Source organism: Ensifer sp. Root558 (genome assembly GCF_001427045.1).
Classification (GTDB): domain Bacteria; phylum Pseudomonadota; class Alphaproteobacteria; order Rhizobiales; family Rhizobiaceae; genus Ensifer; species Ensifer adhaerens.
In genome coordinates this window covers 146,177-160,887 of sequence record NZ_LMGC01000003.1, presented here as the reverse complement: position 1 = coordinate 160,887, position 14,711 = coordinate 146,177, and the positions used below count along the sequence as shown (strand labels likewise).

The 14,711-nt window shown below is 62.8% G+C and carries 16 protein-coding genes; 10 read left to right on the top strand and 6 right to left on the bottom strand.

The features are described from left to right. Nucleotides 1-27: 27 nt before the first annotated feature. Nucleotides 28-1,200, bottom strand: a complete 1,173-nt coding sequence (locus tag ASD63_RS07685) for a PLP-dependent transferase (RefSeq protein ID WP_034798903.1) — start codon at nt 1,198-1,200, stop codon at nt 28-30. Continuing rightward, nucleotides 1,197-1,913, bottom strand: coding sequence for a FadR/GntR family transcriptional regulator (locus ASD63_RS07680; RefSeq protein ID WP_034798900.1), 717 nt, complete (start codon nt 1,911-1,913; stop codon nt 1,197-1,199). The genes ASD63_RS07685 and ASD63_RS07680 overlap by 4 nt, the downstream gene beginning before the upstream one ends. A 146-nt stretch (nt 1,914-2,059) precedes the next feature. Between ASD63_RS07680 and ASD63_RS07675 the strand changes: the two genes are divergently transcribed. Beyond that, on the top strand, nt 2,060-2,311 hold the full coding sequence (locus ASD63_RS07675; protein ID WP_034798899.1) for a hypothetical protein: 252 nt from the start codon (nt 2,060-2,062) through the stop codon (nt 2,309-2,311). A gap of 59 nt (nt 2,312-2,370) precedes the next feature. Here ASD63_RS07675 and ASD63_RS07670 read toward each other — a convergent pair whose 3' ends face one another. After that, a complete protein-coding gene (locus tag ASD63_RS07670; protein ID WP_034798896.1) occupies nt 2,371-3,474 on the bottom strand; it encodes an aminopeptidase P family protein in 1,104 nt (367 codons plus the stop codon). 318 nt (nt 3,475-3,792) lie between these two features. Next, nucleotides 3,793-4,485, bottom strand: coding sequence for a GntR family transcriptional regulator (locus tag ASD63_RS07665; RefSeq protein ID WP_034798895.1), 693 nt, complete (start codon nt 4,483-4,485; stop codon nt 3,793-3,795). A 189-nt stretch (nt 4,486-4,674) separates the two neighbouring features. Here ASD63_RS07665 and ASD63_RS07660 point away from each other — a divergent pair, with 189 nt between their 5' ends. From ASD63_RS07660 to ASD63_RS35610, 4 genes are all read left to right on the top strand, one after another. Further along, nucleotides 4,675-6,042: a glutamine synthetase family protein gene (locus ASD63_RS07660; protein ID WP_034798892.1), complete on the top strand. Its 1,368-nt coding sequence runs from the start codon at nt 4,675-4,677 to the stop codon at nt 6,040-6,042. Further along, nucleotides 6,039-7,352 carry an FAD-binding oxidoreductase gene (locus tag ASD63_RS07655; protein WP_034798961.1) on the top strand — a complete coding sequence of 438 codons (1,314 nt, stop codon included), beginning with the start codon at nt 6,039-6,041 and terminating at the stop codon, nt 7,350-7,352. Before ASD63_RS07660 ends, ASD63_RS07655 begins: the two co-directional genes overlap by 4 nt. A gap of 284 nt (nt 7,353-7,636) precedes the next feature. Further along, the gene (locus ASD63_RS07650) at nt 7,637-8,551 is read left to right on the top strand and encodes a transglutaminase family protein (protein WP_034798891.1); all 915 of its coding nucleotides are present in this window, start codon (nt 7,637-7,639) and stop codon (nt 8,549-8,551) included. A gap of 134 nt (nt 8,552-8,685) precedes the next feature. Beyond that, a complete protein-coding gene (locus ASD63_RS35610) occupies nt 8,686-8,835 on the top strand; it encodes a hypothetical protein (RefSeq protein WP_034798890.1) in 150 nt (49 codons plus the stop codon). A gap of 8 nt (nt 8,836-8,843) precedes the next feature. Here the strand turns inward: ASD63_RS35610 and ASD63_RS07645 are convergent, their stop codons facing one another. Then, entirely contained in the window at nt 8,844-9,236 is a 393-nt protein-coding gene (locus ASD63_RS07645; RefSeq protein WP_034798887.1) for a nuclear transport factor 2 family protein, read from the bottom strand. Nucleotides 9,237-9,287: 51 nt separating this feature from the next. Continuing rightward, nucleotides 9,288-9,905, bottom strand: a complete 618-nt coding sequence (locus ASD63_RS07640; RefSeq protein ID WP_034798885.1) for a TetR/AcrR family transcriptional regulator — start codon at nt 9,903-9,905, stop codon at nt 9,288-9,290. Nucleotides 9,906-10,021: 116 nt separating this feature from the next. Here ASD63_RS07640 and ASD63_RS07635 point away from each other — a divergent pair, with 116 nt between their 5' ends. From ASD63_RS07635 to ASD63_RS07615, 5 genes are all read left to right on the top strand, one after another. Beyond that, on the top strand, nt 10,022-11,119 hold the full coding sequence (locus ASD63_RS07635; RefSeq protein WP_177235715.1) for an extracellular solute-binding protein: 1,098 nt from the start codon (nt 10,022-10,024) through the stop codon (nt 11,117-11,119). Between the two features lie 74 nt (nt 11,120-11,193). Beyond that, on the top strand, nt 11,194-12,075 hold the full coding sequence (locus ASD63_RS07630) for an ABC transporter permease (RefSeq protein WP_034798883.1): 882 nt from the start codon (nt 11,194-11,196) through the stop codon (nt 12,073-12,075). Between the two features lie 2 nt (nt 12,076-12,077). Beyond that, entirely contained in the window at nt 12,078-12,869 is a 792-nt protein-coding gene (locus tag ASD63_RS07625; protein ID WP_034798882.1) for an ABC transporter permease, read from the top strand. Next, on the top strand, nt 12,866-13,966 hold the full coding sequence (locus ASD63_RS07620; protein WP_034798880.1) for an ABC transporter ATP-binding protein: 1,101 nt from the start codon (nt 12,866-12,868) through the stop codon (nt 13,964-13,966). The genes ASD63_RS07625 and ASD63_RS07620 overlap by 4 nt, the downstream gene beginning before the upstream one ends. A gap of 4 nt (nt 13,967-13,970) precedes the next feature. After that, complete coding sequence (locus tag ASD63_RS07615; protein ID WP_034798954.1) at nt 13,971-14,705, top strand: MBL fold metallo-hydrolase; 735 nt, start codon at nt 13,971-13,973, stop codon at nt 14,703-14,705. The last annotated feature ends 6 nt before the right edge of the window (nt 14,706-14,711 follow it).

Here is a 14,711-nt window from a genome sequence, read left to right as displayed (position 1 = left end):
CGGACCGGGATCCTGATCCCGCTCCAGTCAGTCAGTCGAAGCGACGGCGAGCGCCGCTTCGAGATCGCTCCAGAGGGCCTCCGTTCCCTCCAGACCGACATGGAGCCGTACCGATCGCGGCGAGATGCCGAAGGCGGCCGCGGAATTGGGCTGGGCTTTCTGCGACAGCACGACTTCGCCCGGCACGATGAGGCTTTCATGCCCGCCCCAGGACACGCCGAGCTTGAAGAGTTCGAGATGGTCCGCGAAGCGCCTGACGTCGACGCCCTCGCGGAAGATGAAGGAGAAGAGGCCGGAGGTGCCGGAAAGGCCCGGCGGCAATGTGTTGCCAAGGCCGGGGTGGCAGACGGTCTCGACCAGCGGGTGAGCCTGCAGGCGGCGCGCGACTTCAAGCGCCGAGCGCTCGTGCGACTTCATCCGGATCGGCAAGGTACGCAGACCGCGGATCAAGAGCCAGGCGTCGAAGGGCGAAAGCTTGCCGCCGAGATAGGGATAGGCTTCGGAACGGATGCGGCCGATCAGTTCCTTTGATCCGGTGACGACGCCGGCGACGACGTCCGAGTGGCCGCCGAGATATTTCGAGGCCGAATGGATGACGAGATCGACGCCGAGCGAGATCGGCTGCTGGAAGATCGGGCTCGCCCAGCTGTTGTCGATCGCGGTGATGATGCCCTGGTCCTTCGCCAGGCGGGCAAGGGAAGCGACGTCGTGGGTGTCCATTACCCAACTCGTCGGGCTTTCCATGTAGAAGAGCTTGGCGCCGGGCAGCGCCTTGGCGACCGCTTCCTCGTCGCGGCCGTCGACATAGGTCACTTCGATCTTCATGCGCTTCAGATGCGTGCCGAACAGGCGGAAGGCATCGGGATAGACATGGTTGACGGCAACGATCCGGTCGCCCGGCTCGACGAAGGAAAGCACGGTCGAGGAGATCGCCGACATGCCGCTCGCAAAACCGATCGCGTCCTCGCCGCCTTCGAGTTTCGCCAGCATCTCCTCGAACATGCGCACAGTCGGGTTGAGGCCGCGGGTATAGATCGGCCGCACGCGCTCGCCCCGGTAGGAGGCGACCATGTCGTCATAGTCCTTGAAGGTGAAGAGCGAGGTCTGCACGATCGGCGGCACGACGGCGTCGAAGGCGTGGCCTTCGTCATGCGCGACGATCAGCGAGGCGTGGTCGAACGGATCGAGGCCGTTGGTCATTTGGACATTTCCTTGATGTCTTCCTCGACGATCGCGAGGATTTTCAGCGTTTCTTCGCGCGCGGTCTCAGGGTCCTGAGCAGCGATCGCGTTGAAGAGGGTGCGGTGGAACGGGAAGGAGCGACGGGCAAAATCCGTTCGGTCGAAAGGATGGTCCCAAAAGCGCTCGAAGGCCTCGCGCATTTGTTCGAGCAGCTGGCGAAAGAGCGGATTGTGGGTGGCGTCGTAGATCGCCAGATGAAAGGCCAGGTCTTCCGGCCCCGACGTGCCCTTGGCGATATGCACGCGCTCCATTTCGTTGAGCCTGATTTCGATGACCTTCAGGTCGTCTTCGGTGCGCCGGCGGGCGGCGACCATGTTGGCTTCGACTTCGATGCCGCGGCGCACTTCGAGCGTCATCAACAGCACGTCGCGCAGGTGCGCCGCGTCGAGCGTGAGCGGCATATGGACGGTCGCGCCGGAGATCGTGCGCAAGAGATAGGTGCCGCTGCCCTTGCGCGCCTCGACGACGCCGAGTGCCTGGAAGTGGCGAATGACCTCACGGATCGTGGAGCGGCCGACGGCCAGCGCCGTCATCAGCTCGCGCTCGGCCGGCAGGCGTTCGCCGGGTTTCAGGCCCGATTGTTCGATGTAGTCAGCCAACGCGGCAATCACCTGCTGAGCCCGGTCGGCCGGGGGCAGGGGCATCAGTGCCGCTCTTGCCGGTTCATTCATTCGGCTCCCTCCCCAGAGGCCAAATTGGTCTGACATCTCACCAATATGATCAAGCCAGTTGGGGTCGTCAAGCAAGAACTGATAGACGCACAACTGTTGACCCCGCCCGCCTCAGGCGTAGACAAGGGAGGCAAGGAGCTCTGGTGATGATGAAATCGGAATATCAGTTCGTGGTCGCAGCCGTGCTCGGCGCGTTCTTCGTCATGGTGGCGGCTGCGGGGGATGCCGAGGCTCAGATGCGGACGCGGAAGGGCGAGTATTACGAGGGGATCCAGCGCAGGCCCTATGGCTATTACTGGATCTGGCCACCAGTCGAGCAGCAGCAGCCCGTCTACAAGAAGCAACCCGGCAAGAAGGGGAGCGAGCTCGCGAAGCCGCGCAAGCGGCCGGTTCTATAGCCGCAGGGCCCGACGAAGAGCGCAAAGAGAAGCGGCGCCCTGGAGCGCCGCAACTTTGATCAGGCCTTCGCGACGTGAACGTCGCGGGGGAGTGAGGAGAGAACCTCCGGCCCATCCTCCCGGAGGATAACGATATCCTCGAGCCGGATGCCGAAGCGGCCGGGGAGATAGATGCCAGGCTCGATCGAGAAGACCATGCCTTCTTCGAGCACGGTTTCCGAGGTCGCGGTGATATAGGGCGGCTCGTGGCCGTCGATGCCCATGCCGTGGCCGGTGCGGTGGACGAAGTACTCGCCATAACCGGCGTCCGAAATCACCTTGCGGGCAGCAGCATCAACCTCCTTGGCGAGCACGCCCGGGCGAGCCGCCTTCAGTGCCGCCTGGACGGCCCTTTCGACGATCGTGTGGATCTGCCCGTAGCCTTCGGGCGCGCGGCCGACGATCGCCATGCGCGTAATGTCGCTCGGGAAGCCCTGCTTGCGGCCGCCGATGTCGATAACGACGGCATCGCCTTCCTCGATCACCCGCTCGCTGGCGGAGTGATGCGGGAAGGCGCCGTTGCCGCCGGCGCCGACGATCCAGAAGGCCGGTGCGGCACCTTCCGAGGCGAAGTGCCCGCGGATCTCGGCGGCCAGTTCCTTCTCGGTCATGCCCGGGCGGATCTTGGAGAATGCCGCCTGCATGGCGCGATCGGCGATGCCGGCATTCATCTTCAGAAGCGCGTACTCGCTCTTGTCCTTGCGCATGCGGAGTGCGCCGAGCGTCGCCGGGGTGAATTCGCGCGCGGTATCGGCGGGCAGCGCATCGATCAGCAGCAGCGCAAAATCGGCGCGCATGGTTTCGTCGAGCACGACGCGACCGGGCTTTGCGGCGCCGACATCGGCAAGCGCTGCGGTCAGGGCGTCGCTCGGGCCAACGTCATCGGCCCAGTTGTGGAAGGCGATGTCGGTGTGCTCGCGCGTGCCTTCGGCGTTGAGCGCCGGCATCAGGAACGCTTCCTTCTCCGGGCCGATGAGCAGTAGGCACGGGCGTTCGTCGGGATGCGGATGGTAGCCGATCAGCCAATCCATATGCGATCCCGGCGCCAACGCGACGAGGCCGACATTGCTTTCGGCCATCGTGCGGCGGAGTGCTGCAAAACGGCTCTTGGTGAGTTCCTTCATGGTGTTTCCAATTCTGGCTTGAGAAATCAGATGCCACAGCCGGTCATGCGGCCGTGGCCGAAGGTGAGGGGGAAAGGAGCACCGGAGATCGGCGCGTCGTCGGCTACGGGGAATGCTTGAGGCCCGCGCCTGTCTTGCGGCGGGACTTGGATCTTTGGCTCTTCAAGCGGACACCTCCCCCCTCGAATGCACGAACATGAGGCCGGGAGGCTGGTCGCTTCCCGTCGCTATGCGTCTGTATTTGCACGACTTTGGTGCTGTGGCTGAGCGTTGTCAATATGGAATTTTAGTCACACTAAAATTTATGACGGCATCGCCTCAGGCAGCCAATCGCAGCAACCGTGCAACCGCCTGCTGGTCGAAGCCGCCGATACCCTCACGGATGTCGGCAGCGACCGCGTCGGCAGCAGCGTTCTCATCGCGGCGCCTCAGCGCCTCGATTGCCTCGCGGTGGCGGTCGACCACGTAAAGTTCGGTCACGTGTTCCATGGCGATGCCGAGGATCGGGCCGAGCTGTAGCCAGACGCTCTCGATCAGCGGCACGGCGACCGCATCGGGATTGGCCGTGTAGATCATCCGGTGAAACGCCTGGTTGGCGATCAGCGCCGCCACCTTGTCACCCCGACGGATCTCCGTCTCGATGCTGTCGTCGATCGCCGTGATCTTCTCGATCTGACGTTCGGAAAGATGAGCGACGGCCCGGCGAGCCGCATGGCTTTCGAGCGCAATGCGCAACGAGATCAGTTCTTCGAAGCGGGCGGGCGTGATGTGCGGAACCACGATGCGGCGGTTTTCGAGGAACTGCAGCGCGCCGATCGAGGTCAGCTGTCTAAGCGCCTCGCGCACCGGGGTCGGGCTGCTTTCAAGCGCCTCGGCCAGGCCGCGGATGGTGACGGAGGTGCCGGGTCGGAACGCGCCGACCATGATCGCCTGGCGCAGCCGGTGAAAGGCATAGTCATGCGTGGTCATGCCGTCGGGGCGCGCAAGTGGCGGTAAGACAAGGGGTTTCAAGTGCGCATGTCCTTTTGCCCGAATTGCGATGGCTTTCTCATCAGCGAGAGCGGTGTTTGGCAAACGCCTGCATACACTTTTCCGCGTCCCGCTCTACGTCAAACGCCTGATAGCACTGCCGCTGCTTGACTCCAATTCCCGAATTATGTCAACTTTCTGAAAATGTGATCACAAAAAGAGATTTGCGATATGTCGCTCGACGCGGAAGATCCCAGCGCATTCAAGGCATGGCTCGAGCAGAACGGGCCGATCGAAAGCATCCAGGCCGTCGTCTGCGACCTCAACGGCATCATGCGAGGCAAACGCGTGCCGGTGGAGCAGGCGGGCAAGGTGCTCGGCGGCGGCATCCGCATGCCGCTCTCGATTGTCGGTGTCGACGTATGGGGCGAGGACATCATCAACAGCGAGCAGGTGTTTGCGAGCGGCGACCGCGACGGCATCTGCGGTGTCACCGGCCGCGGCGCGCTGCCGGTGAACTGGACCTCGCGGCCGAGCGCGCTGGTGCCGCTCTGGCTGCAGCTTGAGGACGGCAAGCCGTTTCTCGCCGATCCGCGCCAGGCCCTTGCGGCGGTCGTGCGGGAGTACAAGGAGCTCGGCCTTCGCCCCGTCGTCGCGACCGAGTTGGAGTTTTACCTGATCGACCCGGAGCCGGACAGCGCAGTGCCGCCGATCTCGCCCTATACCGGCAAGCGTCTCGATTCCGATGCGATCCTCTCAATCGACGAACTCGACGATTTCGGCGAGTTCTTTTCCGACGTCTACAAGGAATGCGCCCGGCAGAACGTGCCGGCGGATGCGGCGATCGCCGAGAACGGCATCGGCCAGTTCGAAATCAACCTGCTCCACACCGACGACCCGCTGAAGGCGGCCGACGACGCGATCTTCTTCAAGCGCATTGTCAAGGGCGTGGCGCGCAAGCATGGGCTCGCCGCGACCTTCATGGCCAAGCCCTATGGCACCCGTTCCGGCAATGGCATGCATATCCATTTCAGCCTGCTCGACGAGGAGGGCAACAACGTCTTCAACGACGGCAGCGACGAGGGCTCGCCGATGCTGAAGAACGCCGTCGCCGGTCTACTGCGCGGCATGGCCGAGACGACGCTGCTGTTTGCGCCGCATTTCAATTCCTACCGGCGACTGCGGCCGGATACGCACGCGCCAACCGCCGTCTGCTGGGGTTACGAGAACCGCACCTCGGCCATCCGTATTCCCGGCGGCAATCCTGCCGCGCGGCGTATCGAGCACCGCGTCGCCGGTGCCGACTCCAATCCTTATCTCGTCATCGCCGCGATCCTCGGTGCTGCCCTGGTCGGCATCCGCAACAAATGGAAGCCGCCGGCGCCGGTTTCGGGTCGGGCCTATGCAGCGGAGAAATTGCCCAAAATTCCCTCGGAATGGGGGCAAGCGGTCGACAGCTTCGAGGCAGGACCGATTGCCGCCGAAATCTTCGATCCCGTGCTGCGCTCGATGCTGATCGCCTGCAAACGCCAGGAAATCGCGGGCTTTGCCGAGCAGGTCACGGACTACGAATTCAGCGCCTATCTGGAAATCGTCTGATGCTTACCAAACAGAAATCCTATGCCGGTGACGGCAGCTACCCGACCAGCTACTACGCCGCCTCCCGCAACATCATCCGCACGCCGGTCCGGCTGCAGGGCCGGGTCGAGGCCGATGTCTGCGTCGTCGGCGCCGGCTATTCCGGTATGTCGACGGCGATCCACCTTGCCGAAAAAGGCTACAAGGTCGTCGTCATCGAGGGCGCGCAGGTCGGCTGGGGCGCTTCGGGCCGCAACGGCGGTCAGGTGGTCAACGGCCTCAATGCCAGTCTCGCGACCATCCAGCGCCGCTACGGCGAGGATGCGGCGCGCTTCATCGGCGGGCTGGTGCAGGAGGGCGGCAAGATCATCCGCCGCCTCGTCAGCCAGTACCAGATCGAATGCGACCTGAAGCCGGGCAATATCTACGCCGCCTATACGCCGGCGCATATGAAGGAGCTCGAAGCCAAGCAGGCGCTCTGGCGCAAATATGGCATGGACGATCACCAGTTGCTCGACCGTGACGCGCTCGCCAAGCTCGTCAAGTCGGATGCCTATTGCGGCGGCATGCTGGACACGACCGGCGGCCACATGCATCCGCTCAATTTGGTACTCGGCGAGGCCCGTGCCTTCGAAAGCATTGGCGGCACGATCTACGAACAGTCGCCGGTGACACGTGTCGACCACGAGGCGGCGCGGCCGACCGTCTATACTGAAGGCGGCGAGGTTTCGGCGCGCATCGTCGTTCTCTGCGGCAATGCCTATCTCGGCGACGCCGTGCCGAAGCTCGTCTCGCGCGTCATGCCGGTTTCGACGCAGATGATCACCACGGCACCGCTCGGCGAAGAGCTTGCCCATTCGCTGATCCCGAGCGACATGTGCGTCGAGGACGTGCGCTACATCCTCGACTACTTCAGGCTCTCGGCCGACAAGCGCATGATCTTCGGTGGCGGTACCGTCTATGGCGGAACCGATCCGGCCGATGTCGTCGCCAAGCTGAAGCCCAATCTCGAAAAGGTGTTCCCCGCGCTCAAGGGCGTGAAGATCGACTATGCCTGGAGCGGCAATTTCGCGCTCTCCTTCACCCGCGTGCCGCAGATGGGCCGGATCGGCAGCAACACCTATTTCGCCCATGGCTATAGCGGCCACGGCGTTACCGGTTCGCACCTCTTCGGCCGCACGCTCGCCGAGGCGATCGACGGCGACACCACGCGTTATGACGTCTTCGAGAAGCTGCCCTGGTATCCGTTCCCGGGCGGGCGCATGTTCCGGGCGCAGTATTCCACCATCGGTTCCTGGTGGTACCAGTTCAAGGACGCGGCCGGGCTCTAGGAACAATCCGCGCGCAGCGGCGTTTTGGCCGGGCGGACCGCCGTCTCGGCGGCGGTCAGCGGTCGATCTCGCGTCGAATGTGTTTCCGTCCTGATTAGCGATGCGATAGTATCGACCTTCTGCGGCAGGGGTCCGCCATCTCAAAGTGGGCCTTTGCGTCTCTGCCCTGTGACCGCCCGCATCTGGCGCTTGCTGAATCGGTCACCAAGGATCGCCCGCCTGTCGCTGCGGGCAAGCAAACGGGGAGCCTATCGCTCCCGATTGATTTCCTGGGAGACCTCGCGATGTTCGTGCGCTTTGGCTATGAAATCGGCATTCGTTGCCCGCAGCCGACCCCGATGATGACCTATCTTTCCGTCGTGCCGGAACGGCGCTCATGCCTGCGGCGCGAGCATGGTCCAGTCTCTTCGCCGATCGTGAAGATGGAGCAGATCACTGATCCGCATGGCAACACCTGCTTCCGGATGACTGTGCCCGAGGGCGATTTCAAGCTCTGCTATGATGCGGTGATAGAGGATGACGGCAGGCTCGACGCCACGGACCCATTGGCGGATGCGGTGCCGGTCGAGAACCTGCCCGCCGAGTGGCTGCCTTATCTTGCAGCCAGCCGCTACTGCGAAACGGACCGGCTTGGCGCGCTTGCCTGGCGTCTGTTCGGCGATGTGCCAGCCGGCTGGGAGCGCGTCCAGGCGATTTGCGATTATGTCCATGAACGCCTCGTTTTCAGCTACGGCTATGCGCAGGCGATGCGCACGGCACTCGAGGCGCATGAGGATCGCGTCGGTGTCAGCCGCGACTACGCCCATCTGGCGATCACCCTCTGTCGCTGCATGAACATGCCGGCGCGCTACGTGAACGGCTATATGGCCGATATCCCCGCGAGCGAACATCCTGCGCCGATGGATTTCAATGCCTGGTTCGAGGTCTATCTCGGCGATCGCTGGCATACGTTCGACGCCAAGAACAACCAGCGGCGGGCGGGGCGCATCGCGGTTGCCCGCGGCCGTGATGCCGCCGACATTCCGCTGATCCAGACCTTCGGCAAACATGAGCTCACCGCTTTCACCGTCTGGACCTGCGTCGAAACGGATAGCGCGCTCAAAGGCTCGCATCGCGCCTCCGACGTTTCGCTGCTCACCCCATGGTTCAGCGAAACCTGGGCGAAGCATCTTCAGGACCGCGACCGCAACCGCCATTGATGAGCGCGATGGCGGCGAACCGATTTTTTACGATTTATGCGATTTGCGGAATTTAATATCTACAAACTCAATGGAAAATATAGGAGAACAAGACAGTCGATGGGCCGTGGCCCTCGCAGGAACGGAGAGACGCGATGAACGCAGCGAAACCGATGATCCAGTCCCGCTACGCACTCTACGGGACCACACCGCAACGCCGCTCACATGTTCATCTCGTTCCGCACGCAATTGCCATCGTTGCCGCCTTCTCTTTCGTCAGCGCCGTCGTGGTCGGCGCCTTCTGACGGCAGCCTCAGCTTTGCCGTGACAGATGCTCGTGCACGGCAAGCCACTCTCCTGACGATTTCCGCTCGAACACGATCGTTTCCCGTTCGTCCGCGGTTGCGGGCTCTCCATTGAATTCCAGTTCGGTCTCGACCCGGTGGGTGAAGACCGCGACATTGCCCACCGTCTGCACATTTCGCTCGCTCGACCGGCAGGCGCGCACGCGAAAACCGTCCCGTTCCTCCCAAAGCGACCACTCGGCCTCGTACTCCGCCCTGCTTTTCAGCGGTCGGTCGAGCGTGTGGAAGATGAAGGTCGCATCCGGCGCGAACGCGGAGAAATAGGCTGTCCGGTCATGCCTGGCGAAAGCGGCAACCAGCCGGTCGGCGGCCTGAAGCACCGACTGTTCGAGATTTTTCATGGGGTTCCCTCTTTATCCGGAAGCAGACTGCTCCGGTGGTCTTCGTGATGGTCAGCGCACTGCAATGAGCGTCGCCAGCGGGCGGTTCTGCCGTGAGACGCGCGCTTTGAGATCGTCGAGCGACATGGTTTCGCGCTTCGCGAACTCGGTGAACATCATGTTGAGATTGTTGAAGAACATCTCGCCGACCGCCTCGGCATCGACATCAAGTGCGACGACGCCCTTGGCCTGAAGTTTGCGGATCAGCGTCGAAACCTGCTCGCATAGCCGACGATCGAGTTCGGTGTAGCGCTTGCTGAACGGGCTCTCCGGCTGCTGGATGGCGATCGCCATGGCGGTGCGCCACATCTCCTTGCTGAGATAGTGGAGCGAGTGATCGTAGTATTCGCCGATCAGCGCATCGAGTGCGCCCATGACGGAGGCGGGCGGGTTGTCGACGATCGATCCGCCGCCGGCGAGCACCTCCTCGACTTCCATCGATACGGTGGCGAGCAGGATGTCGCCCTTGTTTTCATAGTAGTTGTAGAAGGTTCCGACCGAAATTTCAGCGCGCTCGGCAATGTCCTCGATGCGTGCGCTGTCGTAGCCGACTTCGCGAAAAAGCGCGGCGGCGGCGTCGAGAATTCGCCTGTTGCGATCCGCCTTTTGCCGTGCGCGCAGCCCTGTCATTCCAGTGTTTCCCCGAATTATGAATTGGTTCAAAATTGAGATTGACTTAAAAAATGAACTCATTCAATCTTTTTTTGAAGACGCCGAAACGAGCGTCAAAACAAGAGGGCAACAGCATGATGCAGTCAGTTCGTGACGGTGCGCGCCTGCGCCGTTTTTTCTCCTCCACGGCCGCAATCGCGATCGCCGCTCTGTCGACGGTCGCGGCCCCCGCGCCGGTCTTTGCCCAGGAAGAGCTCAATGCGCTCGTCTGGTGCGACCACACCGATCCGGCGCTTCTTGAGCCGTTCGAGAAGGCCAATGACGTGAAGGTCAACGTCAAGGTTTATGAGGGTACCGGGGCAGGGCTCTCGATCCTCGACCAGTCGCAACCGGGCGACTGGGACGTGCTCGTGATCGACGGCGTCGACGTGCACCGGGCCATCGACCTCGATCTGCTTGCCGAAATGCCGGCCGATGCGTTGCCGACCGCCGACATCTTCCCGGAAGTGCGCATGGAGGCCAACAACACCAAGGACGGCAAGACCTACGCCGTCACCGAGAAGTTCGGCTACAACACGATTTCCTACGACAAGACCAAGGTCGACCCGAAGGACATGCAGGACCTTTCGGTTATCTGGTCGGATAAATACAAGGGCCGCATAGCGCTCTACGACTACTATCTGCCGATGATCGGTCTCGTCGGGCTTGGCCTCGGCAAGAAGACCGCCGATCTGAGTGACGCGGACATGCCGGCGATCAAGGAAAAGCTCGCGGCAATGCGGGCCGTTTCCAAGCAGGTGAGCGACGTCGTCTCCTCGCAGACCGCGCTTGCGACCGGCGAAGTCGACATTCTCGTCGGCGGCGGCGAATGGATCACCGCTGTTCTCTCGGCCGACAAGCCCAGCCTCGACTGGACCATCCCCGAGCAGGGCGCTGTGCGCTGGGCGCAGTCGATCGGCGTGATGAAGGATTCGACCAAGCAGGATCTGGCGCTGAAGTTCGTACAGTACATCGTGAGCCCCGAGGGCCAGGCGCGGCTTGCGACCTCATCCTGCTATTGGGCGATGCCGGCCAATGCCAAGGCGGGTGAACACCTGACCGACCAGCAGAAGGCGGCACTGCGCTTCAATGAGCAGGCCGAATATCTGAAGAAGACGCAGCTCTATCCGATCCCGTCGGCCGAGCTCGACCAGCAGTTCCAGGACGCCTGGACGGAAATGCTGCAGCAGTAATGAAAGCAGCGGGCGCGATGTGTCGCGCTCGCCCTTCTTCTTCGCTCGCCGAAATCCTTTGATCTGGGACGGTAATGGCAGACACCGCTTTGACATCAGCGACAGCGCTTGAAGACGCCGACCGGCGCAAGGCCTGGGGCTTCGTTGCTCCAGCGCTTCTGTGGACCGTCGCCTTCTTCGTCGTGCCCTTCGCCTTCATGGCGGCGATGAGCCTCTGGAAGCGGGAAGGGCGGGACATCGTCCATGCCTGGAACTTCGACAACTACGTCCGCTTCTTCTCCGAAAACGCGCTGTTCCGGGGGCTCGTCAACTCGCTCGAGATCACCGTTATCGTCACGGTGATCTCGGTGCTGCTCGCCTATCCGCTCGCCTGGATCATCGCCGAGCGCGTGCCGAAGCGGCTGCAGCGCATGGCGCTGATCCTGGCGATCCTGCCGTTCTGGACCTCCTATGTGGTGCGCTCCTATTCCTGGCTGCTGGTGTTATCGAAGAACGGTGTAATCAATCAGGTCTTCATGAGCATCGGCCTTATCTCCGAGCCGCTGGAGCTGGCGAGCACGCGCACGGCCACGGTCATCGGTTTCGTGCACTTCTTCGTCATGCTTTTGACGCTGACGATCTATTCCAACCTGATCCAGCTTTCGCCAAACTACCGCCGCGCGGCCGCAGACCTCGGCGCCAATGCCTTCCAGACCTTCTGGCATGTGGTGCTGCCCTTGACGCTGCCCGGTATCATGACCGGCGCCTTCCTTACCTTCGTGCTTTGCATCGGCGACTATGTCACGCCGCAGATCCTCGGCGGCAACAACGAGCTGGTGCTGCCGCAGATCATCATGCTGCAGCTCGGGCGCCGGGCGGATTTCCCGATGGCAGCGGCGCTGTCGATCGTGCTGATGCTCGCCGTCACCGTCGCCTATCTCGCCTGCGCTCGCTGGCTGAAGATCGAGAGGGCCTGACGATGCTGCGCCAGATCTCCGCAAGCGTGCTCTCCTGGACCTATCTCGTCCTCGTCTATGCCTTCATCTTCCTGCCGGTTGCCGTATTGGTGCTGTTCTCGTTCCAGGATGGTCGCCTGCCGGTGCCGCCGTTCAACGGCTTTTCGCTGCAATGGTACGAGGCGGTTTTCGCCGACCGCAAGCTGATGGCAGCGCTTGGTAACTCGATGGTCGTGGCGCTCGTCTCCTCGGTCATCTCCGTGCTGCTCGGCTTTCTCGCAGCCTATGCGCTCGCGCGCTACAAGCTGCCCGGCTCGGCGCTGCAAAGGGGACTGCTGATCGCGCCGATGACGGTCAGCTACCTGATCATCGCGCTTGGCCTTTTGTCGCTCATGAACGCGCTGCATATCCCGCTGTCGCTGATGACGGTCGGCATCGGCCATGTGGTGATCAACCTGCCGCTCTGCTTTGCCATCATCTATGCCTCGATGGGGGATCATCACATCAACATCGAGCGGGCTGCGCGCGATCTCGGCGCCAACGATTTCAAAGTGATGGCGCTGGTGACGGCGCCGATGCTGATGCCGTCGATCCTTGCTGCCTTCTTCCTTTCCGTCACCTTCAGCTGGGACGAGTTCATCATCGCCTTCCTGCTGTCGCGCTTCGACGTGACGCTGCCCGTCGAGATCTGGAGCATGCTGCGCTCCGGCCTCAACCCCAAGACCAATGCCATCGGCTCGCTGGTGTTCTTAGCCTCTGTCGCCGTGCTCCTCATCCTTGAGCTTTCCCTGTTCGGAAGGACGAAAAAACAATGACCGCTCCTGTCTCGATCGAAAACGTCAGCAAGATCTTCGGTGCCTTCACGGCCCTGGATAACGTTTCCCTCGATATCCGGGCTGGCGAGTTCATCGTGCTGCTCGGGCCGTCCGGCTGCGGCAAGACCACGCTTCTGTCGCTCCTTGGTGGCTTTCAGTCGCCAAGCGCGGGGCGCGTGACGATCGCCGGGCAGGACATGACCTATGTGGCGCCGGCCAAGCGTCCGACGACGACGATGTTCCAGGACTATGCGCTGTTTCCACACATGCGCCTTGTCGACAATGTCGGTTTTGGCCTCAGGATGCGCGGCCTTGCCAAGGCCGAGCGGGACGAAAAGGCGCTCGGTTTCCTCGATCTCGTCGGTCTGAAGGCTTCCGCCGGCAAGCGGCCGCACGAGCTCTCGGGCGGCCAGCGCCAGCGCGTGGCGCTCGCCCGCGCGCTTGCCGTCGACCCGGATGTGCTGCTTCTCGACGAACCGCTCGGCGCGCTCGACCTGAAACTGCGCCGCCAGATGCAGGACGAGCTGAAGGCGATCCAAAAGCGCGTCGGCACGACCTTCGTGCACGTCACCCACGACCAGGAAGAGGCGATGGCGATCGCCGACCGGATCGTGGTGATGAACCAGGGCCGTATCGAGGATTTTGGCCCGCCATCGGAGATCTATATGCGCCCGCGCTCGCTGTTTTCGGCGGGCTTCATGGGCGAGGTCAATTTCGTTTCCGGCCGTGTGGCGGCGGCGGACGCCAGCTCCGCCCGTGTCGAAACCCCGCTCGGCAGCCTGGCGCTGCCGACCGGCAACTTTACCGCATCGTCGCCGAAGGCCGGCGACCGGATTACGCTCACCATCCGGCCGGAACACTTCCGCGCTGACGACAAGGCAGAGGGTCCGACAGTGGCGCTTGGTGAGGCGCGGGTTGCCGGCAGCGCTTTCTTCGGCACGCATTACCGCTGCCACCTGCAGCCCTGTGCGGCGGATACGAGGGCGCTGGTCGCGCACCTGCCGCAATCGGCAAGCGTGCGCGAGGGCGAGATTGTGCCGCTTGCCGTGCGCACCGCCGACGTCGTAGCCTTGCCCGCCACGGGTGGACATGCGTAGCATGATGCAGAGAATTGCACCTCAGGACTGGTACCGGGCGAGGCGGCTCGACGACGGCGTCACCGCTATCGATGAGCCCTATATCCAGGAATTCTACCGCTGCAACATCTGGCATGTGCGCGGCCGCGACCGCGATATGCTCGTCGATAGCGGCATGGGTGTCGTGTCGCTCCGGCAATGGGTGCCCGTCGTCACCGAACGCGCCTTGGACGCCGTCGCCAGCCACACCCACTTCGACCATATCGGCTGCCATCACGAGTTCGAGTGCCGCTGCGTGCATTCGGCCGAGGCGGAACTTCTGGCGCATCCGACGCGCAAGAACACGCTCGCCGACCCCTACGTCGCCGACGAGATCTTCGACGCGCTGCCGCCCGAGCCCTACGCCTCCACCACCTATGCGGTGAAGGCGGCGCCGGCGACGCGGCTGCTCGAAGACGGCGACCATATCGATCTCGGCGACCGCGTCTTCGAGGTGATCCACACGCCCGGCCATTCGCCCGGCGGGATTGCGCTCTTCGAGGCGAAGACCGGGATCCTGTTCTCCGGCGACATCCTCTACGATGGCCCGCTGATCGAGGACACTTATCATTCCAACGCCGACGACTATCTGGCGTCGATGGAACGGCTGCTGAAGATACCCGCGCGTATCGTTCACGGCGGACATTTTCCGAGCTTTTCGGGTGAGCGTTACCGAGCGCTAATCCTTGAATGGCTTGCTGAAAAACAAAAGACAAACTGACGGGAA